The sequence below is a fragment of the Nonomuraea sp. GTA35 genome, assembly GCF_041950525.1.
In the GTDB taxonomy this organism is placed as follows: Bacteria; Actinomycetota; Actinomycetes; order Streptosporangiales; family Streptosporangiaceae; genus Nonomuraea.
The window spans coordinates 47,552-70,184 of the sequence record NZ_JBGNUV010000014.1 but is presented as its reverse complement, the minus strand read 5'-3'; the positions used below and the strand labels follow the sequence as shown (position 1 = coordinate 70,184).

The 22,633-nt window shown below is 73.0% G+C and carries 19 protein-coding genes; 4 read left to right on the top strand and 15 right to left on the bottom strand.

Going from position 1 to position 22,633, the window contains the following annotated elements; translation table 11 throughout:
* Positions 1 to 16: 16 nt before the first annotated feature.
* The 13 genes from ACBJ32_RS44905 to ACBJ32_RS44845 form a co-directional block, all read right to left on the bottom strand.
* Positions 17 to 337 (bottom strand): hypothetical protein, encoded by a 321-nt coding sequence (locus tag ACBJ32_RS44905; RefSeq protein ID WP_375132034.1) that lies wholly within the window; start codon positions 335 to 337, stop codon positions 17 to 19.
* A gap of 14 nt (positions 338 to 351) precedes the next feature.
* On the bottom strand, positions 352 to 1,710 hold the full coding sequence (locus ACBJ32_RS44900) for a SagB family peptide dehydrogenase (protein WP_375132033.1): 1,359 nt from the start codon (positions 1,708 to 1,710) through the stop codon (positions 352 to 354).
* Positions 1,707 to 3,965 carry a TOMM precursor leader peptide-binding protein gene (locus tag ACBJ32_RS44895; RefSeq protein WP_375132235.1) on the bottom strand — a complete coding sequence of 753 codons (2,259 nt, stop codon included), beginning with the start codon at positions 3,963 to 3,965 and terminating at the stop codon, positions 1,707 to 1,709. The genes ACBJ32_RS44900 and ACBJ32_RS44895 overlap by 4 nt, the downstream gene beginning before the upstream one ends.
* A 24-nt stretch (positions 3,966 to 3,989) precedes the next feature.
* Entirely contained in the window at positions 3,990 to 7,163 is a 3,174-nt protein-coding gene (gene lanM, locus ACBJ32_RS44890) for a type 2 lanthipeptide synthetase LanM (protein WP_375132032.1), read from the bottom strand.
* A gap of 1 nt (position 7,164) precedes the next feature.
* Entirely contained in the window at positions 7,165 to 9,717 is a 2,553-nt protein-coding gene (locus ACBJ32_RS44885; RefSeq protein ID WP_375132031.1) for an ATP-binding cassette domain-containing protein, read from the bottom strand.
* Positions 9,714 to 11,969 (bottom strand): cysteine peptidase family C39 domain-containing protein, encoded by a 2,256-nt coding sequence (locus ACBJ32_RS44880; RefSeq protein ID WP_375132030.1) that lies wholly within the window; start codon positions 11,967 to 11,969, stop codon positions 9,714 to 9,716. The genes ACBJ32_RS44885 and ACBJ32_RS44880 overlap by 4 nt, the downstream gene beginning before the upstream one ends.
* The gene (locus ACBJ32_RS44875; RefSeq protein ID WP_375132029.1) at positions 11,962 to 12,675 is read right to left on the bottom strand and encodes a biotin/lipoyl-binding protein; all 714 of its coding nucleotides are present in this window, start codon (positions 12,673 to 12,675) and stop codon (positions 11,962 to 11,964) included. The genes ACBJ32_RS44880 and ACBJ32_RS44875 overlap by 8 nt, the downstream gene beginning before the upstream one ends.
* Positions 12,672 to 12,989, bottom strand: coding sequence for a hypothetical protein (locus ACBJ32_RS44870; protein ID WP_357887659.1), 318 nt, complete (start codon positions 12,987 to 12,989; stop codon positions 12,672 to 12,674). The genes ACBJ32_RS44875 and ACBJ32_RS44870 overlap by 4 nt, the downstream gene beginning before the upstream one ends.
* A 95-nt stretch (positions 12,990 to 13,084) precedes the next feature.
* Positions 13,085 to 13,438, bottom strand: a complete 354-nt coding sequence (locus ACBJ32_RS44865; RefSeq protein WP_375132028.1) for a hypothetical protein — start codon at positions 13,436 to 13,438, stop codon at positions 13,085 to 13,087.
* Positions 13,439 to 13,571: 133 nt separating this feature from the next.
* Positions 13,572 to 14,351 carry a hypothetical protein gene (locus ACBJ32_RS44860; protein WP_375132027.1) on the bottom strand — a complete coding sequence of 260 codons (780 nt, stop codon included), beginning with the start codon at positions 14,349 to 14,351 and terminating at the stop codon, positions 13,572 to 13,574.
* A gap of 251 nt (positions 14,352 to 14,602) precedes the next feature.
* Positions 14,603 to 14,938, bottom strand: coding sequence for a hypothetical protein (locus ACBJ32_RS44855; protein ID WP_357887668.1), 336 nt, complete (start codon positions 14,936 to 14,938; stop codon positions 14,603 to 14,605).
* Positions 14,939 to 15,155: 217 nt separating this feature from the next.
* The gene (locus tag ACBJ32_RS44850; RefSeq protein WP_375132026.1) at positions 15,156 to 17,186 is read right to left on the bottom strand and encodes a DNA/RNA non-specific endonuclease; all 2,031 of its coding nucleotides are present in this window, start codon (positions 17,184 to 17,186) and stop codon (positions 15,156 to 15,158) included.
* Between the two features lie 457 nt (positions 17,187 to 17,643).
* Positions 17,644 to 18,186: a TetR/AcrR family transcriptional regulator gene (locus tag ACBJ32_RS44845; protein WP_375132025.1), complete on the bottom strand. Its 543-nt coding sequence runs from the start codon at positions 18,184 to 18,186 to the stop codon at positions 17,644 to 17,646.
* A 110-nt stretch (positions 18,187 to 18,296) separates the two neighbouring features.
* Here ACBJ32_RS44845 and ACBJ32_RS44840 point away from each other — a divergent pair, with 110 nt between their 5' ends.
* Genes ACBJ32_RS44840 through ACBJ32_RS44830 form a run of 3 tightly spaced genes read left to right on the top strand, consistent with a single transcriptional unit; the run spans position 18,297 to position 19,885 of the window.
* Positions 18,297 to 18,710, top strand: coding sequence for a DUF6463 family protein (locus ACBJ32_RS44840; protein WP_375132024.1), 414 nt, complete (start codon positions 18,297 to 18,299; stop codon positions 18,708 to 18,710).
* 3 nt (positions 18,711 to 18,713) lie between these two features.
* Positions 18,714 to 18,980 carry a hypothetical protein gene (locus ACBJ32_RS44835; protein WP_375132023.1) on the top strand — a complete coding sequence of 89 codons (267 nt, stop codon included), beginning with the start codon at positions 18,714 to 18,716 and terminating at the stop codon, positions 18,978 to 18,980.
* Positions 18,977 to 19,885: an NAD-dependent epimerase/dehydratase family protein gene (locus tag ACBJ32_RS44830; RefSeq protein WP_375132022.1), complete on the top strand. Its 909-nt coding sequence runs from the start codon at positions 18,977 to 18,979 to the stop codon at positions 19,883 to 19,885. Before ACBJ32_RS44835 ends, ACBJ32_RS44830 begins: the two co-directional genes overlap by 4 nt.
* A gap of 16 nt (positions 19,886 to 19,901) precedes the next feature.
* Here ACBJ32_RS44830 and ACBJ32_RS44825 read toward each other — a convergent pair whose 3' ends face one another.
* Both ACBJ32_RS44825 and ACBJ32_RS44820 read right to left on the bottom strand, forming a co-directional pair.
* A complete protein-coding gene (locus ACBJ32_RS44825) occupies positions 19,902 to 20,720 on the bottom strand; it encodes an ABC transporter permease (protein ID WP_375132021.1) in 819 nt (272 codons plus the stop codon).
* Positions 20,717 to 21,661 carry an ATP-binding cassette domain-containing protein gene (locus ACBJ32_RS44820; protein WP_375132020.1) on the bottom strand — a complete coding sequence of 315 codons (945 nt, stop codon included), beginning with the start codon at positions 21,659 to 21,661 and terminating at the stop codon, positions 20,717 to 20,719. The genes ACBJ32_RS44825 and ACBJ32_RS44820 overlap by 4 nt, the downstream gene beginning before the upstream one ends.
* An 87-nt stretch (positions 21,662 to 21,748) precedes the next feature.
* On the opposite strand from ACBJ32_RS44820, the gene ACBJ32_RS44815 reads away from it, so the two are divergent.
* Entirely contained in the window at positions 21,749 to 22,534 is a 786-nt protein-coding gene (locus ACBJ32_RS44815) for a TetR/AcrR family transcriptional regulator (protein ID WP_375132019.1), read from the top strand.
* Positions 22,535 to 22,633: the final 99 nt, after the last annotated feature.

Here is a 22,633-nt window from a genome sequence, read left to right as displayed (position 1 = left end):
ACAGACTCCTTGATCTTCAGGTCGCGTCGCTGACGCAGGAGGGGACGCTCGGCCCGGTGTAGGAGGTGGAGGTGAGGATGGTGCTGACCGTGCTGCCCGGCTCGGCACTGCCGCCGGCGGCCGACTCCAGGTCGGCGATGTCGAACTCGCCCTCCGGCTTGGGCGGCAGCGGCGGGGCGGGGACGCCTTGCGGGTAGGCGATGCCGTACTGGGTCAGCAGGGCGATGGGGTCGCGCTCGTAGCGGGCGCGCAGGTCGCCGTCCTCCCACGCGGCGGCGACGAGCCTGGCGAACTTCCTGCGGTCCTCGTCCCCGAGGATGTAGATGCTCTCGGCCATCAGGGCTCTCCTTTCTATTCGGCGGGCGGGCCGCCGATGAGGAAGTCCCCCACCGACGACTCGGTGGCCCAGTCGAGGCCGAAGGTGCGGGCGGCCAGGTCGGAGTCGCCGCTGCCGAGCCCGCAGGGCGACAGGCCCATCGCGGTGGCCACCAGGTAGAGGGTCTGGTAGAGCACGCCGGTGGTCTTCAGCGTGGCGGCGTAGGCGACCCCGGAGTACTTCCACGACATGCGACGGAAGCGCGAGGTGAAGGTGATCAGCACGTCGGGGTCGGCGATGCCGCCCGTGGCCAGGCTCGCCGTGGCCAGCATCGCCTGGGCGTCCTCGGGCCTGGCGGGGAGCGTGACGAGCCGGTGGCCGAGCGGGTCGTAGTAGTAGACGCCGCTGTCCAGGCCCTCGCACCGGGCGACGGTCAGGTACAGCTCCAGCTCATAGACGGCGCCGCCGCCGGGGTAGGGGCGGCTGCTGGCCTCGTACGGCATGCCGGGCGCCGGCCCGTACATCCGCCTGACCCTGGCGGCCCGGTAGAGCAGCTCGCCGAGCTGCCGGATCGTCGGCGGGCCGGCGTACCGGCGCACCGACCTGCGCGTCTCCAGCACGGTGGTGAGCGGCGGGTCGGCTGCCGCGGCCTCCTCCAGGCAGGGCCGGTACAGCTCCACGGCCGCGCCCTCGGGCACCGGCTTGATCACCGGTTCGGGCGGCAGGTCGTCCAGGAAGCGGAAGGTCGCGCCGAACGGCTGGTCGTGCCGCCCGGACCTGCTCCTGGAGTGGAAGAGCAGGTCGTGGAAGTCCCACGAGCGCAGCGCGGGATCGCGTTCCTCGTCGTCGCCGGCGAAGGCCAGGCCGGCGGCCACGAGGTGGGCGAGAGCCTCGGGCGCCTCCTTCACCATGACCGGGCGGCCGAGCGCCGCGAGCAGCGGCATGGCGTCCTCGGTGAGCGTGACGCGGTGCAGCGACAGCGCGGACTCCAGCACGAGCCCCTGCTCCGACCTGCGGACGAAGGCGAACTTCGACAGCTGTACGGTGTCGCCGGGGGACAGGTCGGGCGGCTGGAACCGGGCGCCGCGGGCGATGGGCACCACCCGCAGCAGCGGCTCGACCGCGTGCACGAGCACCGGGTGCAGCCGCGACAGCGTCAGGTACAGCAGGGCCGCGTCGTGGCTGGTGCCGCCCGCCGCGAGGAGCCGCTCGGCCAGGTCGTCCCGCTCGGCCAGCGTGCCGGGCAGCTCGCCCAGCAGCGCCTCGACGGCCGGCGGCAGGCCGCGCAGGGCGACCGTGCCGAAGGGGCACGTGATGGTCAGGACGCCGTCCCCGGAGGCGACCACCGCGTCCTCGCGCAGGCCCACCATGGGCGTCGGCGTGGGCGTGCTCACAGGAACATCGTGATGGGGTTCATCTGCTCCTCCGGGGTGGGCTCGGCGAGCCAGCCGAGCTGGACGGGCACGTCGTAGAGGCGGCCGGGGGCCAGCCGCCGCCAGAAGTGGCGCATGCCCGGCACGATGATCTTGACGACGGGCAGGCCGATGTCGGGCCTGGTCTGGTCGAGCACGAGCATCTCCATCCCGCGCTCCTCGACCAGCGCACGCGCCTGCTCGACGTCGTCGAGCAGGTCGGCGGTGGCCGGCCGGGCGTAGGCGGAGGCGGGCACCGCCTTCCCGGCGGGCGACAGGTAGGGGTGGTCGGCCACGCGCGCGTGTGTCCACCAGTCGACCTGGTCCTTCTCGGGGAACCTGTAGCGGGTGACGCCGTCGGGGCCGACGTCGATGACGGCGGGGATGAACTGGTTCAGCTCGGCCAGCGCGCGCTGGACGGCGATGCGTACGTCGAAGTGCGCGCCGAAGGCCATGAGGATGTCCTCGCTCGGCCCGTCGACCCGGCGGCTGATCGCGGCGGCGGCCGGGACGCCGAGGTCGTTGGTGAGGTCGAGCACGTGCAGGTCGCGCCCGAGCCCGGCGTAGACGTCGCGGAACTCGGCCATCCACGGGTCGGCGAAGGTGTCGAGGTCGAAGGCGGGCCTCGGCACCCGGTTGTACCACCACAGGGCCACCGCGTCGCGCTCGACGAGCTCCATGAAGCCCTGGACGACGGCGTCCTCCAGGGAGGAGCCCGCGGCGTTGCCGTTGGAGTCGGCCCAGGCGTAGAGCGGGCCGGTGCAGCCGGGGTCGTTGTAGTAGTAGTACAGGTAGCCGGTGGGCAGGTACTTGTGCCGCCCCTCGGTCAGCGACCACACGGGCGTCCACTCGATCGCTGCGTTCTCGTCGAGCGGGGCGTTGACGAAGGAGTAGTTGGTGGTGGCGCCGAGCTCCTTGCGGGTGCGGAACTGGGTGTCGCTGTAGAGCGAGCAGGCGTTGGGGTGGACGGCGTCCGCGCCGAGCTCCAGCAGGCTGGCCCTGCGCCTGGCCTCGTCGCCCTGGAAGATGCCCGAGTAGCGCTCCATCGCCTCGCACATGGCGCTGACCTTCGCCTGCAGGTCGGTCATGCCCTTGCCGGCGCTCTGGCTGCGCAGCCCCTTGCGCAGCGAGGCCAGGTCGTGCATCTGGCGGGCGAAGTTGTGGCCGGCCATGTACGCCTTGACGAAGGGCACCCTGGTGTCCATCCGGGCGAGCTCGCGGATGACGCCGGTGATCGGGCTGACCAGGTGGGCGTACCGCTCGGCGGTGTCCTCGGGGTGCCGGGAGCGGTGGCCGCCGTCGGCGGTGAACGCCTTGGGCCGCGAGCCCAGCTCGACGGGGGAGTGCGCGGCCGCGGCCATCAGGCCGGCGTCGCCGCACTCGGGGCACTGGGGCCTGCGGCGCAGCTCGTGGCGGGTGGCGGCGACCTGCATGGTGTCGAACGTGATCACGTCGCGCTGCTGCGGGCTGCGCGCCCCGGCCAGCCACTTCACCGCCTCGGCCGCGACGAGCCGCGCGCCCGCGCCCCGGGTGAGCCCCAGGTCGGCGGCGGGCAGGGCCAGGGGCCGGCTGGCCCGCAGCTTGTCCTCCAGGTACGTCAGCGACTGCCGGTGCCCCTCCAGCCGCTGCGACAGGCATCGCCAGCAGCCGCCGTCCCCCTCCCCGGGCCGGAAGAGCGGGCCCACCCACAGCACCGGCCCGGTCGTCCGGGCCAGCAGCCACGGCCGCCCTTCCGCCAGGTGCCGCCGGTTGATCTCGGCCAGGTCGCCGCGCAGGTAGTCGTCGGTCAGCACGACGGTCAGTGCCGCGCCCTCCCCGGGCCCCGCCACCTCGACCCCCTCGGCCACCAGCAGGTTCCGCAGCTCCTGGGCCGACACGTCGCCGACGGTGAGCACCTCGGCCCGGCCGCCGCGCACCGCGGCGACCGCCTCCTGCGCCTTGAGCCCCGTCATCTCCCAGTAGGCGGCCGTCCTGCGATCCACGTCCTCGGTGACGTCCACCAGCAGATCGCGCTGCCGCAGCGTCTGCAGCACGAAGTAGACGTTCTCCGGCGGGATGTCGGGTTCCACCGCGACCAGGATGTCGTTGACGGTGTGCTTGCCGTCCAGCAGGCGGGCCACGGCCTCGATCGAGCGGCCGGTGAGCACCTGGGTCTCGCGCTCGGAGATCAGGTAGACCCCTTCTCCCTCGATGACCTCGACCCTTAAGTGGCGGCGGAAAGACGGCCGGGCGTCCATGGTGTCCACGACGTTTCCTTTCGATCAGTGCACGAGGCGCAGCGAGGCGACCTGGTCGTCGGCGAGCCGGAGGAGGGTGAGGCCCGCCGCGGCGAGCCCGTTGGTGGCGGACAGGGACAGGCGGTCGGCGCGCCGCCGGTCGGCGAACCAGCGGCCCGTGTGGTCGCGGCGGCGCAGCAGCTCGGCGGTCAGCTCCCTGGCCGAGCGCGCCAGCGCCCCGTCCCCGGTCAGCCGGGCGGTGTGCAGCGCCACCTCGGCGTCCACGACGAGCCGCGCGCAGGAACGTCTCGGGTCGGGCGCGCAGTACCTGGCCACCTGCTCCTTCAGGGTGCCGGGCACCTCGCCGGTGAGCAGGTGGGCCGTGGCGACGGCGGCCAGCAGCGAGCCCGGCGTGTCCAGCGCGAAGCGGTGCGCCCGCAAGGGCGCGGGGTCCGCGCCCAGCGCGCCCGTGCTGGAGGCCAGCGCCCACACCAGCCCGTCCTGTCCGGTGGGCACCCCGTCGAGCGCGGGCACCCCCGGCGGGTACGGCGACCGCGTCGCCCCGCCACCGGTCAGCTCGGCCAGCAGCTCCTCGTGCAGCCGCGCGGCCAGCGCCTCGGCCGCGGGAACCGCCACCGGCGACGCCTCGCGCAGCTTGTGCAGGGCCAGCAGCAGCCCGGCCCGGCCCAGCACGGGCTCGGCGGAGGTCGGCAGGGCGAGCTGTTCCTCGGCCAGCGGCAGCAGCCCGGCCGCCCGCTCCACGAGCCTGGCGTCGGCCAGCGCGGCGCCGCAGCGGCTCAGCGCGTAGATGGCCGAGCCGAGGCCCACGAACGCCCCGACCGGCGCGAGCGTCCCGCACATCCGGCGGTAGACGGCCGAGCGGGTGGACAGCGTCGCGAACTCGGCCGAGGCGTCCAGCGCGTCCTGCGCGGCCGTCCAGTGGCCGGGGGCGCCGGTGTTGGCGTACAGCTCGGCGAGGAAGACGGCCAGCCCCGCGGTGCCGGTGAGCAGGTCGCCCTGGAGCGGCTCGATCTGGTCCAGCCCGTGCGCGGGGTAGGTGACGACGCCGATCCAGCCCGACCGCTCGCCGAGGGGGTCGCCCGCGGGCGTGCCGAGCGTGACGGCGGTGGCCAGCACCTGGTCGGCGAGCTCGCCGGCGCGGGCGAGCAGCAGCTCGGCCTCGGGCTCCTCCGGCCGGCCCGACACGTCGTAGACGTACTGGCCGATCTCGCGGATCGTGCGCGGGCGCGGCCCCGGCCCGGGGAAGGCGGCGGGCAGCTCCTTCGCGCCGGTGAAGTCCAGGCAGGTCTCCAGCACGGCGAGGTGCTCCTCCACCGGGAACCCTGCCAGGTCGGCGACGCGGTCCTGGAGCCGCTGCCAGGCCGTGCCGGAGAAGTGCCCGGGGATCTCGACGCCGTCGGGGGTGAACACCGAGTCGGAGCCGGGCCTGGAGACGAACAGGGGGACGTCCATCCGGCGGAACGCGTCGATCTCCTGCTCGACGAGCTCCAGGATGTCCTCGCGCCCCGGGTCCCGCCGCAGCGTCTCGCGGGCGCTGCGGAACAGGTGGGCGAGCGTGACCTCCCTGGCCATCCCGTCGACCAGCGCACCGGGGCTCAGGCTCATGTTGAGCAGCTCGACGCAGTCCCAGGTGCTGCGCCAGATGTAGCGGACCGGAGCGTCCTGCAGCAGCGCGAACGGGCCGCGGGCGTCGGCCAGCAGGTCCTGGTTGCTCGCCAGGCACTCCTGCATCTGCCGGTAGCCCTCGGCCACCTCGTCGGCGTAGTGGTTCGGGTGGGCCAGCTCGCCCGCGCCGTACGTCGGCCGGTACGGCGGCGCCTCCCAGCCCAGCGGATACCCGGTGGAGTTGACCGCGACCTGCTCCTGCAGCCCGGCCATGCAGCCGATGTCCTGCGCCTGGACGCCGCCCGCGATCACCCGGGGGAAGCTGATGACGGCGGTCTTGGCCACCGTCTCCTCGACCTTCCCCCACAGGGACCGGATGCGGTCGCCGATGAGGGCGGGCTTGCCGATGCGGGCCTGCAGCACGTTCTCCAGGTCGATGAAGACCGGCGTGTCGCCCTTGGCCACCAGGTTGTCCGCCCATAGGTCGCGGCACTCCAGGAACTGCGCGAGCCTGGCCAGCATGCCCAGCCGCGTGTAGTAGCGCCGGACGCTGTCCTCGTCGGCGGCCGGCTCGGAGGTGACGTACTCCTCCCAGCCGTAGCCGTCGCGGCAGACGACCGTGCGCGTGTGCAGGGCCAGCGGCAGCCCGTGGTTGTTCAGCAGCGTGCACACGTCCATCAGCCCGACCACCGAGCGCAGGTCCTTCGGCTTGTAGACGACCCGCTCGCCCGAGGTGAACGTCAGCAGCGTGACCACCCGGCCGTGGTTGTGCGGGTCGCCGGAGTCGCCGGAGTAGCCGGTGACCGGCCCCGGCGCCCGCCAGCCCCACAACGTCCTGCGCAGCTCCGGCAGGTCGGCGTTGAGCCGGTCGAACAGCTCGTGGACCACGCGCCGCCACTGCAGGCAGGTCATGCCCATGACGTAGGCCAGCCCGGGGAGTGTCTCCAGCCGGTCCAGCCAGCCGGACTGGCTGACGTCCAGGCCGGGGCTCTGCAGCCAGGCGGACACGTCGTTGCCGGTCCCGGCGAGCTGCGCCTCGAACGCGAAGCCGGAGAAGCACACCTGCGTCAGGCGCTGGATGAGCTGTCCCGCGATGTCCTCGCGCGCCTCGGGCGTGACGGGTACCCCGCGTACCGTGCCGTCCTTGATGTCCAGCAGCCGGTTGACGGCGCGCCTGAACGCCACGAACGGCGAGCCAGGGCGCCCGGAGGCGGGGTCGGCCGCGGCCGTGGGCGGCTGCGCGAGCAGGAAGTCCACCAGCGCGTAGCCCCAGTCGGGCAGCCGGCGCGGGTCGGCCAGCCGGACGTCGATGAGCCCCGCGCCGAGGTCGCGGCCCGAGCGCCTGCGATGGTGCAGCAGCGCCCGCTTGGCGTCCTCGTCCTCGCCGACCGCCGCCTTGAGCCAGCGCTTGGTACGTTCTGACGCCTGACGCGGGCTGCGCCCCGCCACCGGGACGAAGAACTCGCCCGACACGCGCTCGGGAAAGGGCGCGGCCGCGGCGAGCACGGCCATCAGGCGCTCGTCCCCGCCCGGCACCGCGAGCAGGCCCTCGCCCTGCGCTTCCGCGTATCCGGCGTGAACCGGGACCGTCATCTCAGACCTCCTGTCGGCGGACCATGCGGGCGAAGAGCGGGCTGTGGTCCAGCAGCTCCTCGAAGGGGCCGTCGGCGACGACCCGCCCCTGGTCGAGTACGTAGATTCGATCCGCCGACTTGATGGTGCTCAGCCGGTGCGCGATCACGATCCGGGTGATGTCCAGCTCGGCGATCCTCCGGCTGACCAGCGCCTGCGTGTGGTTGTCCAGGGCGCTCGTGGCCTCGTCGAGGATGAGGATGCGCGGGCGCTTGACCAGCGCCCTGGCGATGAGCAGCCGCTGGAGCTGGCCGCCCGAGAAGGAGGCGTTGTCCTCGCCGACGATCGTGTGCAGGCCCATGGGCATGGCGGCGATGTCGCCGTCCAGGTCGGCCAGGCGGGCCGCCCGCCAGGCGTCCTCCTCCGTCGCGCCGGGCACGTCCCCGACGATGTTCTCCAGGATGGAGCCCCTGAGCACTCTGGCCTGCTGCATCACCACGCCGACCTGGGCGCGTACCCGGCGCAGGTCCAGGTCGCGCAGGTCGCCGCCGTCGTAGAGCACCTGGCCCGTGCGGGGCGGGTCGAAGCCGAGCAGCAGGCGGACCAGCGTGGACTTGCCCGCGCCCGACGGGCCCGCGACCGCGACGAACTCGCCCGGCCTGAACACCATCGAGACGTCGTCCAGGATGCGCATCGCGGTGCCGGGGTAGGCGAAGGAGGCGCCGCTGAGGCGTACCAGGCCGCTCAGCTCGCCCGGGTCCTTCGCGCCGGGCGGCGTCTCCGGCGCCCGCTCCAGCACCGGGCGCAGCCGCTCGAACCGGGGCCGCAGGGCGAAGGCCGCCTCGACCGCCCGGTTCATCTGGCCGAGCGCGAGCACGAACTGGCCGAGCGCCACGGCGGCGATCACGAAGGAGGCCGTGGGCACGCCCACGGTCACCCCCGCGACGGCCAGGAGCAGCAGCAGCGCCGGCTGGGCCGAGGCGCCGATGGCCGCCGACACCGCCCGCTCGCGCTGGGCCCACGCCGCCGCCCGCTGCTGCGTGGCGAACAGCCTGGACCACAGCCCGAACACCTGGGACTCGCGGCCCGCGACGTGGATCTTGTCGATCGCGCCGAGGCACGCGTACAGCAGGGAGTAGACCTTGCCGTACTGCTCGTGCATGACCAGCTCGTGCTGCTGCTGGCGGACCGCGCGGCCGGCGAGCACGCCGAGCAGCCCGCACACGCCGCCCAGCGCGACCAGGGCGAGCCGCCAGTCCACGGCGATCAGCGCCAGCAGGCCGACCAGCGAGAACATGCCGCCGAGCAGCGAGTTGACCGCGGCGTCGCCGAGCGCCTTGCGCATGTCGGAGATGGCGTTGGCGCGCTGGACCAGCTCGCCGGTGCTGTACTGGTTGAAGAACGGCAGGTCGAGCGAGACGAGGTGGCTCCAGACGGCCGGTTCGAGCCGTTCCTGCAGCCGCCCCTGTACACGGACGAGCACCGAGTTGCGCACGGCCAGCAGCAGGGTGCTCGCGCACACCATGGTGGCGATGGTCACCGCGATCCAGATCGTCGCCGGCCCGCCGCCGGGGCTGCCCGCGGCGTTCAGCAGGCTGAACGTGAGCAGGGGCACGCCGAGCGAGAGCAGCGCGGCGCCGCCGCCGGCCGCGAGCAGCCAGGTCAGCTCCCTGCCCAGGCCGCGCATGCCGAACCTGAGCAGCTCGACGGGCGAGGCCGTGCCCGGGCCGAGCGGCGGGTAGATCTGCCAGGCGTCCGGCGCGAGGGCCGCGGCCACCGGTTCCGTCACCCGGCAGGGGGTCGCCGCCGGGTCCTCGGCGCGGTAGCCGCCCCGGTGCGGTAGCAGCGCCACCGGCCGCCCGCCGTCCCGGGTGAAGCCGATCATGGGGACCGTGGCCCTGCGCCACCAGCGGCCCTCCAGGCGCACCCGCCGGTGCCTGACCCCGGCGGCGTCCAGCGCCGCGCCGAGCGGGTCGCCGGCACCCGGGGCGGCCTCCGCCGTGGCGAAGCCGCAGTGCTCGCCCAGCGTCCGAACCACCTTCGCGGCGTGGTCCGCGCTCGTGCGGGGCCCGCCGTCGGGTGCCGGCGGCGCGCCGGCCGCGGCCGCGACGTCGGCGAACGACTGGCGGAGCGTCTCGTCCGTGGCCGCCACCCTGGCCGCCCGCCAGTTGTCCCGGTCGGCCTCCTCGGCCTCGCCCAGCAGCAGCACCCGCTCCAGCGCCCCGCGGTGCAGCGCCCGCAGCTCACGCTCGCCCGGCGGGTCCTGCGCGGGGTCGAGACGGCGCGTCCAGGCCGACAGCGCGGCGGCGTCCCTGCGTACGCGGTGCACCGACGTCCCGTCGGCGGGGGAGGCCACGACGGTGTAGCCTGCGGGCAGGTCGGTGGCCGCGAAGCCGTGCATGACCTGCCCGCTCTCCACGCGCAGGACGCGGCGGCGCGGGCCCTGGCCGTCCACGGGCGACAGCAGCACGTCCACGAAGCCGCCGACCACGCGCCAGCAGGCGTAGGGGTCGATCAGCTCGATCTCGCTGACGGGGTAACCGGGGCGGCCGAGGCCGCGCGTTCTCACGTTCATGCCGCTTCCTCGACGAGCGTGCGGTAGAGACCGGGCTCGGCGATGAGCTCGGCGTGCGTGCCGCGCTGGACGACCTTGCCCCGGTCCAGCACGAGGATCAGGTCGCTGTCGCGCACGGTGCTGAGCCGGTGCGCGATGACCACGCACGTGCAGCCCCTGGCCTTGAGGTTGGCGTCCACCAGCGCCTCGGTCTCCGCGTCCAGCGCGCTGGTGGCCTCGTCGAGCACCAGCACCGACGGCGCCAGCGCCAGCGCCCGGGCGATCTCCAGCCGCTGCCGCTCGCCGCCCGACAGGTTGCGGCCCCGCTCCTCGACCCAGCCGCCCGACAGCCCGCCCCTGCGCTGGACCACCTCGGCGATGCGGGCGTCGCCGACCGCCCGGTTCAGCCGGTACGCCGGAACCGTCGGGTCCCACAGCGTCAGGTTGTCGGCCACCGTGCCCTCGAACACCTGGAGGTTCTGCTCCACGTACCCGATCGAGGTGGACAGCGTCTCCCTGGGCAGCTCGTCCCTCGGCACCCCGTCGAACCTGATCTGCCCCGACCACGGCATGACCGCGCCGGTGAGCAGCCGGGCGACCGTCGACTTGCCGCTGCCCGTACGCCCGACGATCGCGACGCGTCGGCCGGGCTCCGCGCGGAACGTCAGCCCCTCGATCACCGGCCCGTGCTGGCGGTCGTAACCGAAGGTGACCCCGTCGAACTCCACCGCGCCGCGCAGCCCGCCGGCCCCCTCGGGGGCGTGCGGCGGCTCGGCGTGCCGCGGGTCGGGCCCGGCGGACAGCGCGTCGTCGAGCATGCTGGTCTGCGCGACCACGATCTGCGCCTCCGCCCCGATCCCGACCAGCGAGGACATCGGGACGAGGAACGCTCCCACGAGGAGCTGGGCCGCGATGACGGTCTCCATCGTGACCTCGCCACGGGCGATCAGCACCGCCCCGGTGATCACCATCGTGGCCCCGGCCAGCGAGCCGAGCGCCGCGGGCACCACCATCAGCGCCTGCGTGACCCGCATCAGCTCCTGCGCCGCCGACATGGTCCGCGCCGACAGCCCCGCCCACTTGGCGAAGAACCAGCCCTCGGCGCCGTCGGCCTTCAGCGACTCGGCCATCGAGACGCCGTTGAAGGCCATGCTGTCCCTGCGGTGCTCGTCGAAGATGAGCCGCTGCTGGTGGGGCGCGGTACGCCGGCTGACCGCCCGCATCGCCACCAGGTTCACCGCCGCCAGCACCGCGGCGACCCCGGCGAAGGCCGGATGGAAGTGGAACAGGATCGAGGCGTGCACCACCATGGTGAGCACGGCCGCGATGGTGGTGGCGACCCGGTCCGACAGCAGCAGGGCCAGGCCCGCGCCGAAGGACGTCCTGGTCACCAGGCCGCCGGTCTGCCGCCGGTGGAAGTGGTCGCCCGGCAGCCTGAGCATCCGCCACACGTGGCGGCCGGACAGATCGGCCGCCATCGCGAGCTGCACGGCGCTGAGCAGCCGCTGCTGCGCCCACGTGCCGATCAGGGTGAAGCCGACGCAGCACAGCAGCCCGAACAGCACGGGCGCGGACCAGGCCGCCCCTCCGGGGACCAGCACCTTGCCCAGCAGCAGCCTGGTCAGCAGCGCCGTGACCGCCGCGGGCAGGGCCAGCATGAACGACATGACGGCGACGGCGAGCAGCGTGGACAGGTACGGCCGCACCTTCGCCAGCGCCGAGCGGGCATTGGGGAAGCGCGCCCCTCCCGGGGTGAAGTTCTCCCCGGGCCGCGGCACGATCACGATCCCGCTGTATCGCCGCCGGAACTCCTCCCTGCTCAGCCGGATCCGGCCGACGGCGGGGTCGTTGAGGTAGGCCCACCGCTTGCGCATGCCCTCCAGCACCACGTAGTGCCGATGGTCAACGAAGATCATCGACGGTACGGGGAAGGTCTCCAGCGCGTCCGCCTCCACCCGCCAGCCGCCGATGGTGAAGCCGTACTCGTCGGCCGCCGCCTTGAGCCCGGCCCCGGTGAGCCCGTCCCTGCCCACCCCGCACCGCTCCCTGACCTCGTGCACGGGGACGCGCAGGCCGTGGTGGGCGAAGATCGTGCTCAGGCAGGCGGGCCCGCAGTCGGCGTCCTCCATCTGCGGCCGGCGCTCGGTGCGTACCGGCCGCGGCCTGACCGGGCGCTCGGCGACGCCGGCCGTGCTGCCGGCCGTGCTGCCGGTCGTGCCGCCGGTCGTGCCGCCGCTCGTGCCGCCGGTGCTGCCGGTCGTGCGCTCAGCCACGGCGGCCTCCGGCGAACAGGGCGTCCACGGGGCGGACGACGGCGACGGTGATCTCTCCCGAGACGGGGGTGAGCGTGGCGCCGGGCCAGGCCGGCCGGTCGAGGTCCACGGTCACCAGGTGCCGTCCCTCCACCCGCAGGTCCTGGCCGAACAGCGGGCGCAGCACCTCGTCCGAGGCCGGGTACGGCTCCACCGCGCTCACCCGGCCCCGCCCGCCCGCGCCGGCCAGCGTGACGCTCTGGCCGGGTTCGAGCACGCCGAGCCTGTCCCGATCGACCAGGAGCAGCGCCCGCAGCGGGCCGGCCGGGTCGACGGCCGCGACGGCGCCTCCCGCGGCCAGGGCGGTGCCCGCGACCGCCGTCCGCAGCACCCGCCCGCTCGCCGCGCCCGTCACGACGTGCCTGCGTCCCCGCTCGTCGGCCAGCACGGCCAGCGGCGTCCCCTGGCTCACCTCCTGGCCCACCCGGACCAGGACCTCGGCCACGCTGCCGGACACGGGCGCGGCCACCGGCACGGGACCGTCCCCTGCCACCAGCACGCCGGTGCCGGGGACCACGTCACGGACCTGTCCCAGCCACGCCCAGCTCGCCCCGCAGGCCGCGACCAGGATGAGTGCGACCGCGGCGAGCCACGCCTTGGTCCGGACCGTGGAGACGAGCTCGTCGATCCGCTCCCCTCCCGGCGCCTCCACCGCGGTCGTGGTCATCGCACGTCTTTCCCTGTCGGCGAGTACAGGCAGAAGCAGAGGCTGAGCAGGCACGGAGGGGGAGGTGGCGGGGGTGGCGGCAGGATCCCCGAGGGCGACCCGGCCAGGAGCTCGATGACGAGCTCGGTGCCGGGCTCCGGCGGCAGCGCCGGCGCTTGCGTGCCCTCGGGCAGCCGGAGGTCGTACTCGGCCAGGACCTCGAGGGGCTCGCGCTCGTACCGGATCCTGAAGTCGGCGTCGAGCCACGCCCTCGCGGTCAGCTCACCGAACGCTCTTCGCTGGGCGGTGTCCCAGCCGATCGTGTCCACAGTCATCACAAGTCCTCCCGCCGCGGTGTATGAGATGCTCGTTCCGGCGGGGTGGTGGGCATCTGGACTGCCCACCACGCCGCCTGTGACGTACGAGGTCGTCAGGCGTTCCGCCCGCCGGAGAAGCATCCGGTCGGGCAGCTCACGGTGCCGATCGTGCCGAGGGCGCCGCCCGCGGACGATTCGAGGCTCTCCAGGTCGATCGCCTGGCCCGGGTGGTCGGGCAGGCCAGGCGGGGGCAGTTCGCGCGGCCAGTCGACGCCGGCTTCGGCGAGGGCGGCGCGCGGGTCCTGTTCGAAATCCCGCCGCAGCGACTCGTCGGACCAGGCGCGGGCGACGAATCTGGCGAGCTGCGTGCGTACTTCCGGGGACAGTGCTTCTGGTGACAGTGCTTCCGGTGACAGTGCTTCGGGGGACAGGCTGGGATCTTCGTTCGTTCCCGGCGTTCCGGGCATGAGCTCACCTCTTCGACGAGGCCCCGGAGCTCGCGCTTCCGGGTGATCGGGGGTGGCCGCCTACGAGAACCAGACTCGCCATCGGCGGCGATCGCCGCCAGAAACAACTAACACCGGCGCATTGTGATGTTCGTCATTTCTGGTGATCGATATTTCCTGATGGGAGCCGCTGCGCGCGATGCGCGAAATCTCGCATCTCTCTCTGGGACTCGCGAGCCATGTCAAGCATGCGGCTCAGCTCTTTCTTGATGACCTCGGCGTCGCCCTCCATGTTGGCGGCGACCCTGCGGCCCTGCTCGGCGATGGCGTCCAGCCGGCTGCCGAGGATGCCCTCCAGTTCGAGCATCGCCCGCGCGCGCTGCGCCGCCACCTGGACCCTGGCGAGCTCGGCCCTGGTGGTGTAGAGAACCCGCGCCGTCTCCGCGAAGTGCGTCAGGCCGGCCAGGGGAATGGCCGCCACGGTGACGGACAGCATCCAGGACAGCCCTCCAGCGAGGTCGTCGCCGAGCGCCATCGCCTTGGCCGTCTCGCCGGCGGCCACGAGCAGGAACGCCGGGAGCGCGTACGGCCTGGGCAGCAGCCCCAGCGTCATCGCGGCGAGGAAGACGCCCGAGGCGGCCCACCACTCGCCCAGGAGCGGCAGCGGCAGATAGACCAGGAGTGCCATGATCCCCACGGCCCACCGGTGCCAGCGCCCGCGCGGGCCGGTGCAGCCGGTCGCGATGTAGACGGCGAGGACCGCGACCGCCAGGCCGGGGCCCACGATGCTGGTGAGGAGCGGGGTCTCGAAGTAGTAGACGAACGTGGGAATGATCAGATAAAGGGCGAATGCCACGATCGCCGCGCGGCCGAGCCGCACTTCCAGTGGCGCCCGAGCCGCCACCTTCGTACCGGGAACGCCTGTCTCGGCCACAAGCGGATCATGACAACCCATCTGGGCGAAGGCAACGCATCGCCGATGGCTTTTCTCATTGCTCGCCCATTCGCGGCCTTTCGCACCGTCGGCGATCCGGCGCCGTTAACCCGGCGATCCGGAGCCGTCAACCCGGCGATCCGGACGAGACACCCGGTGGCGGCGGGCCACCGGGTGCCACGGCGAAGGTCCCGGGGGCGCGCCGCGGGCCGGACCGCGCCGACCGCGCCGACCGCGCCCCCGGGATGCGGTCACTCCGTGACGCTCGCGCCACAGCCGAAGGTGGCGGCGGTGAAGGCGCAGCCGCCGATGGTGCTGACCGAGCTGGCCGAGCCCATGCAGCCGTCGGCCGGAGCCTCGACACCGGCCGCGACCTCGAGCTCCTCGATGCTGAACTCGCCGGCGGGCTTGGGGGGCAGCGGCGGCGTGGCCACGCCCTCCGGGTAGACGATGCCGTACTCGGCCAGCATCGTGCGGGGCTCACTGCCGTAACGGTTCTTCACCTCGTCCGCCGACCACGCGGCGGCGATCAGCCTGGCGAACTTCTTGCGGTCCTCGTCACCGAGAATGTAGAGGCTTTCGGCCATCGGGCCCACTCTCCTTCCGCCCCGGCTCACAGCCGAGATCCGATGGGAGTGGCAGCGGGCATCTGGACTGCTCGCTGCCCCTTGTCGCAGCTCAAGCCTCGCCCGCGGCGCCGTCCGCCGGTAGAAACAACTAACACGAACCGCCTGTGATAACTGTCATGTGACATTTGCCCCCGCCCCGATCGGGACGGGGGCCGGCGGCGACCTTCAAACGCTTTCAGAGGGTGAGCCGGCGAAGGTCGGTGATCTCCAGGGCCGTGGTGGCCGCTTCCATGCGGGCCAAGGGGTCGGCGTCGGCGAGAGTGCCGAACGACAGCCGGGTGAGGTCTTCGATGCGCCGGATCGGGACCTGGTAGGTCTTGTAGGCGCCGTAGGAGAACTCCGCGGGGACGGCTTCCAGACCGGCGACGAGGTGGTCCTGGCTGAGCAGGTAGCCGGTGGCCGACAGCTCGTTGTTCTGCTTGACCATCGCCACGACCTTCCAATACTGGCGGGGCAGTTGGACGCCTCGGTAGGGGTCGTCGTCGGCCGCCAGGACCGGGCCGGTGAAGACGGTGGCCTTCAGGTCGCGGGTGTCGGCGTTGTCCAGGATGTAGTCCTCCAGGCCGGCCCAGGTCGTCTGGTTCTGGTTGAAGTCCTTGTGCTGCGGGGTGCAGTTGGTGAAGTGGAAGGTGTCGTCGTTGCCGGACTTGGCCACCGCGTGGCTGGCTCCCCACGCGGGGTCCAGGCGGCGGACCAGGTGGCCGCGGTCCAGGGGGTTGTCGCGGTAGACCTCCTCCCCGGTCTGTTCGCTGTCGGGGAGGCGAGGGTCGAAGATCCAGCGGTCGGGGTCGCGGCGGATGCGCAGGCTGGTCTCGCCGTCGATGTTGACCGCGGTGAAGAAGGCCAGCCGCCGCTGCCGGTTCATCACCACGCTGAAGTGGTGGTAGTCCAGCACGTACGCCGGCCCGTCACCGGCCTGCCGGTTGATGGCCGCCAGCGGGACGAGCTCGGGATGCAGGGCGGGCAGCGGCACCCGATGCGCGCCCGGCAGGAAATCCGGGTCGTAGCCGCGGCGACCGGCATAGTCCGGATCGATCTGGATCGCCTCCGGCGCTGCCGCGACCGGGCCGTTTCCGGCGACCGGCCCGCGGAGCCGGATGTCGAAGGGGGCCGTCAGGGTGAGCGTCAGCGGCAGCTGCCCGTCGGCCGGCCGCTCCATCGCCGGCTCCACCGGCTCGGCCTGCCGGGTGAGCGAGCGGTCGGCGGGAACGGGCGGGGCAGGCGAAAGGCTGACGCGTTCGGTGAACAACCGGTCGAGCAGGGCCTGCTGGGCCGGCGGGAACGGCTGGCGGTGCAGGAAGGCCAGCAGGCTGCTGACCCGTACCCCTTCGTTGATGAAGCCGCCGTACTGGTCGTGCTCGGGGGCGGGGACGCCGGCGTGGTGCAGGGCCACGATCTCCCACTGGTCGTTGAAGACGGGGGAGCCGGAGGAGCCGGGCTCGGTGTCGGTCTGGTAGTGCAGGAACGATTCCAGGATGTCGACGATCCGGTTCTCCCGGAGGGCGACCTGTTTCTTCTCTCCGCCCGGATGCTGGATGATCGTGACGAAGTCGCCGATGATGACCTTCCCCTCGGACGCCACCAGCGGGTTGAACCCGAACGGGGCCAGCTCACCCGGGGTGGCCTTCACCGCCACCAGCGCGAAGTCGAGCTCTCGGTCGGCGAAGAAGAACCGGCCCGGATCCAGGGAGAACCCGTGCAGCGGCAGCGGCCGCCCGTCCATGCCGTCCTGGTAGTCGAACTCGACGCCGCTGCGGCCGGCCGTGCCGGCATCGGCGAGCACGTGGTGGTTGGTGAGCAGCAGGTCCGGGGAGACCAGCGATCCGGTGCCGTAGCCGGCCAGCCGCCCGCGGGCGTCACGGACGACCACCCGCCCGACCGCTCGTGCCGCCGCCGCCCCGCCTTCCAGGTAGCCGACCGGGAGCAGGTCATCGGTCTGGATGATCCGCTCCAGCACCGCCACCGCCGCTGTCACGGCCGCCGGGTCCGCCGCGGTGATCGCTGCGGGGTCGATCGGGTGGATGTCCCGGTAGTGGTGGCTGAGCCGATCGATGCGGGTGGCCACCCGTACCGGCTCATCGGCCCGGGCGATCCCGCCCGGCTCGGCGAGCAGGGCGGCCGTCCGCCGGCGCTGCTCACTTCTGGTGGCCACCCGCGCCGCCACCTCTTCCCGCAGCCCGGCGGGCGCTCTTTCGACCGTGGTCATGCCCTGTCCTCATTCCCCCGATATCCGGCCAGTCCATCGGTTTCCTGGCATGGGGGCGTATTCCCCGACAGGGAGCATGTAAGTCTCTCCGGGCCCTCTGACCTGCATATTTGTGGGAATCTTCGCCGGTCGGAGACGGCACTGGGGGAGAGCGCCGTGGCGGCCGAGCGACGGTCGTCCGGGAGCCTCGCGCGAGCCGGGGTCCTGGCCTTCTGCGCGCCAGAGCGCGATCACTCCACAGGCGATCAGGCTGCTCCGGTCAGCGGCTCAGGGCGGGCAGCCACACAGCCGGCGCGGTCGGTCTTCTCGCACCAACAGGCACGCTCGCGACCCGGATCGGCAGGGGCCGCCCGGTTGAGGTCGAGGGCGCCGTGCGTCGCCGCGGTGCCTGGCCGAGGCGGGATTCTCGGGTCGGTCCCGTCAGGTGCGCCGGATGTGCGGGTGGCCGGAGGCCCGGTCAGCCGGGAGGGGCGGAGCGCATCGCCAGGGCGTAGACGCCGCGCAGTTCCTCGGCCGGGACGGGCGGAACGACCTGCTGGGCGCCGACCAGGATCAGGTAGAGGAGCATGGCCATGCGCTCGGCCTCGTCCGGCCTGCCGCCGAGCTCCAGCCACAGCGTGCGCAGGTAGTCCACGCGCATGCCGTCGACGCGTTCCTGGAACGCGCGGACGCCGGCGTCCTGCCGGGCCCAGGCGCGTACGGCCGTCTCCAGGTCGCGGCTGCCCGCATGTGCCTCCAGTACCAGGTCGAGGAGGCGCTGGATCTTGTCGTGGCCGCTCGCGCCCGCGGCCTCCGCGTCGGCGATGAAACGGCCGGTGTGCTCGGCCTCGATGTGCGCGAGCAGGTCGGACTTGTAGCCGCGGATGCCCTTGAAGTGGTGGTAGAAGGAGCCCTTGGTGAGGCCGAGGCCGGCGCACAGCCGTTCGATCGTCAGTGCTCGGATGCCGTCCCGCGTCGCGATGGCGAGCCCGGCCTCCAGCCATTCCCGCTTGGACACCATGGCCATACCGTACCAGATGGTATACCCCGCGATCGAGCCATACCATTAGGTACGGTATGGTCGGCGGCACGACATCACGGCCACCGGCCGACAGAACTGGGAGGCATCCCGTGAACACGCTGACCCGCTGGGTCCCCCGACTGATCATCATCACCGCGCTACTGCACTTCGTGTGGGCCTTCGTCCAGCCCAACGCCTGGGCCGCCATCGCCGGCGACGGCTTCTGGCGCACCGTCGTCGACACCGAGGCCGGCGACTACTTCGCCCGCGAGGCCAGCGTCTGGTTCCTGGTCTCCGGCGTCACCCTCCTCGCCATGGGCACTCTCGCCCGGCACGTCATCCGTACGACGGGCCGCCTGCCCGCCCAGCTCGGGTGGTACCTGGTGGTCATCGGCATACCGTTGTGCGTGTTCTACTTCCCCGTCACGGGCGGCTGGCCCGTCGTGGCCATCGGCGTGCTGGCCCTGCTGGCCGCGCGCCGGCCGGTCAGGGCCGGTGAGACCGTCGAGACCGTCGAGGCATGACCCATGAGCACCCTCGTCAAGATCGTCGTTGTGCTGTCGGCGGCGTCGACGCTGGTCACCGGCTTCTGGGCGCGGGTCGATCCGGCGGGCTTCGCCGCCTGGGCCGGCTGGCCGAACCTCGTGCACTTCCTGCACGACGCCGGGCTGTTCCAGATCGGCATCGGGCTGCTGCTGGCGTTCTCCCTGGTGGGGCTGGCGGGGCTGGTGGCCAGGCTGCGCGTACTGTCCGGCCGCCTCGCCCGCCCGGCGGGCGAGGGGGTGGGGGCGTGAACGTTCAGCGTGCCGGCGCGACCGGCACGCTGGGCTCGGTCCTGGTACGCCGGCTGCTCGCCGCCGGTCACCGGGTGTGCGGCATCACGCGATCCGCCGCCGGCGCCCGGCGGCTCGCCGGCGCGGGCGCCACCGCCATGGTCGCGGACGTGATGGACCGTGACGCGCTCCTGCGCGCGGTCGACGGCGTGCGGGCCGACGCCGTCGTGCACCAGGCCACCGCGATCACCGGTCTCCCGCTCTTCCACCGCGCCCTGTACGCCACCGACGCCCTGCGCGAGCGCGGCACCGCGCACCTCGTCGAGGCCGCCGGGCTCGTCGGCGCCCGCACGTTCCTCACGCAGTCGTTCTTCCTGGGGTACGGCTACCGCGACCACGGCGAGGACCCGGTGACCGAGGACCGCCCCTTCGCCGCCCCCGGCCAGGGCGCCTTCGAGCCGCACATGCGCTCGATGCGCGCCAACGAGGAGCAGGTCTTCGCGATCGGCGGCATCTCCCTGCGCTACGGCATGTTCTACGGCCCGGAGCCGACCACGGCGAAGCTGATGGAAATGGCCAGGAAGCGGATGCTTCCCGTCCCCCGTCCCGCGGGCACCGTCTCGCTGATCCACATCGAGGACGCCGCGTCCGCCACGGTGGCGGCGCTGGTGGGCGGCAGGCCGGGCCGGGCGTACAACGTCGCCGACGACCATCCGGTCCGGTTCGACGAGTACGTCAAGGCGCTGGCGAGGGCGGCCGGCGCTCCCGTCCCGCCGGCGGTGCCCGGCCGGCTGCTGCGGGTCACGCCGTACATGCACGCCCTCATGGTGGGGACCCGGCTGCGGCTGAGCACCCGCCTGGCCAAGAGCGAGCTCGGCTGGACGCCCGCCTACCCGTCCTACCGGGAAGGGCTGGCCCTTTCATGAGGGATGCCCGGAGCGTTCAGCGTCCTCTGCGCAGGTAGGCGCGGAGCGACAGCGGGACGAAGATCGCCAGCAGCGCGGCCGACCAGAGCAGGACGGCGGTCACCGGATGCGCGAGTGGCCAGGCCACGTCTCCGGACGGGGCACCCGGGTTGCCGAACAGCTCCCGTGAGGCGGCGGTGAGCGCGCTCACCGGGTTCCAGTCGGCCAGGAAGCGCAGCCAGCCCGGCATGCCGTCGGTCGGGACGAACGCGTTCGACAACATCGTGAACGGCAGGCCCAGCGGCACCATCGCGTCGGCGACCTGGTCGTTCTTCACCGCCAGGCCCACATAGACCCCCACCCAGCTCAGCGCGTACCGCAGCACGATCATCAGCAGGAACGCCTGGGCCGTGGGGATCAGGCCGCGGTGCGGCTGCCAACCCACGAGCAGGCCCGTGCCCACCATGATGGCCAGCATCAGCAGGCCGGTCAGCAGGTCGGCGCCGGTCTGCCCGAACGGCACCGCCAGGCGCGCCATCGGCATGGAGCGGAACCGGTCCATCACGCCGCGGGAGGCGTCGGCGGCCATCCGCGTCATGACGCCCAGCCACGCGGAGAAGGTCACCATCGCGAACAGGCCGGGCATGAGGTACTCGCGGTAGTCGCCGCCGTCCGGCACCTGGATGGCGCTGCCGAAGACGTAGCCGAACAGCAGCACCATGACGGCCGGGAAGATCAGCGCGGTGATGATCTGCGCGGGCTCCTGCCGCAGCCGTCCCAGCTCGCGGCCGACCAGGGTCAGCCCGTCGGTGAGGGTCCAGCGCAGGCGGCCGAGCGGTGAGGTGAGCGCGGTCATCGGACGGTCTCCCTGCGGTCGGTGAGGCGCAGGAACACCTCGTCGAGGGTGGGACGGCGCAGGCTCACGTCGGCGGCGGCGACGCCGGCGTGGTCGAGCTCGCGCACGATGTCGGCGAGGCGGAGGCCGGTGCCGGGCAGGGTGACGCTGAGCCGGTCGGCGCCGGTGGTCGTGGGTCCGGTGCCGGTCAGGGCGTTCAGGACGGTCGCCGCCGCAGGCAGCGCGGCGGGGTCCTCGAGGGTGACGTCGAGGCGGTCGCCGATCGTGGCCTTGAGCTCGTCGGGCGTGCCCGTGGCGATCACCTGGCCGTGGTCGACGACCGCGACGGCGTCGGCCAGGTGGTCGGCCTCGTCCAGGTACTGCGTGGTGAGCAGCACGGTGGTGCCGTCGGCCACCAGCTCGCGGATGCCGTCCCAGATCTCGCCGCGGCTGCGCGGGTCCAGGCCGGTGGTGGGCTCGTCCAGGAAGAGCACCTCGGGGCGCAGGATGAGGCAGGTGATCAGGTCGAGGCGGCGCCGCATGCCGCCGGAGTAGCCGGCGACCTGGCGGTCGGCTGCGTCCATCAGGCCGAAGCGGTCAAGCAGCTCGTCGGCCCGCTGGTGCGCCCGGCGCCGGGGCAGGTGCGAGAGGCGCCCGAACATGCGCAGGTTGCCGCGGCCGGTGAGCTTCTCGTCCACGGCGGCGTACTGGCCCGCGAGCCCGATTCGCTCGCGCACCTCGCCCGCCTCGCGGACGACGTCGTACCCGGCGACGCGGGCGTGCCCGGCGTCGGGCTCGGACAGGGTCGCCAGGATGCGCACCGCGGTCGTCTTTCCCGCGCCGTTCGGCCCGAGCACGCCGCAGACCGTTCCCTTCGGGACGTTCAGGTCCAGGCCCCGCAGGGCGTGGGTGGACCCGAAGGACTTGTGCAGCCCTTCGGCGACCACGATCGGATCGGTCACGACTCCTCCACTGGGTACGTTGTACGCGGTTGTGGCGGCCAGGCTAGATCACTGGGTACCATGTACGCAACTGGAGGGGGTGGAACGGTGACCGACGCCGAGTACGTGAACATCTGGATGCGACCCGAGCGCCCCGCCCGCGGGCCCAAGCCGGCCTACAGCCGCGCCCAGATCACCGAGGCGGCCGTCCGGATCGCCGACGCCGAGGGGCTGGAGGCCGCCACCATGCGGCGGATCGCCGCCGAGATCGGCGCCGGTGCGATGTCCCTCTACCGGTACGTCCCGAGCCGCGACAACCTGATCGAGCTCATGGCCGACCGGCTGATGGGCGAGATCGACGTCACGGACATGCCCTCGGGCGACTGGCGTGCCGACCTGACCCGCTACGCCGACGGGCTGCGGGCCATGTGGCTGAGGCACCCGTGGATCTCCACCGTGCAGCGATCACTCCCCAGCTTCGGCCCCAACCAGCTGCTCCTGATCGAACGGCTGATGGGAGTGCTCGACGCCTTCGTCTCCATCGACGAGAACCTCGGCCTCGTGGCCATGCTGAACGGCTACGTCGAGGGCACCGTCCGGGAGGAGGTCAGCTCGGCCGAGGAGTTGCGCCGCAGCGGGCTCAGCGAGCCGGAGTGGATGGCGCGCAGCCACCCGTACGTCGACCAGCTGGTGAAGAGCGGGAATTACCCGATCTTCACCAAGATCGTGACGGAGGCGCGCCGGCCGCACCTGAGCCGCGAGGACCAGTTCCGGCACGGGCTGAAGCACGTCCTCGACTACATCGCCACAGCCCTCCCGCCAACGGCCGGGTCCGCGATGCCGGCAAGCCGCGAGGGGCGGGAAGGACAGGACGGGCCGGCGCGAGGCTCGTAGCCGCCCATCCCGGAGCCGCCCATCCCGGAGCCGCCTGGCCCGCTCGCCGGCCGCAGGTCGGATGCCGGGTTCCGACGGTGGCGCACGAGCAGGCGGCGA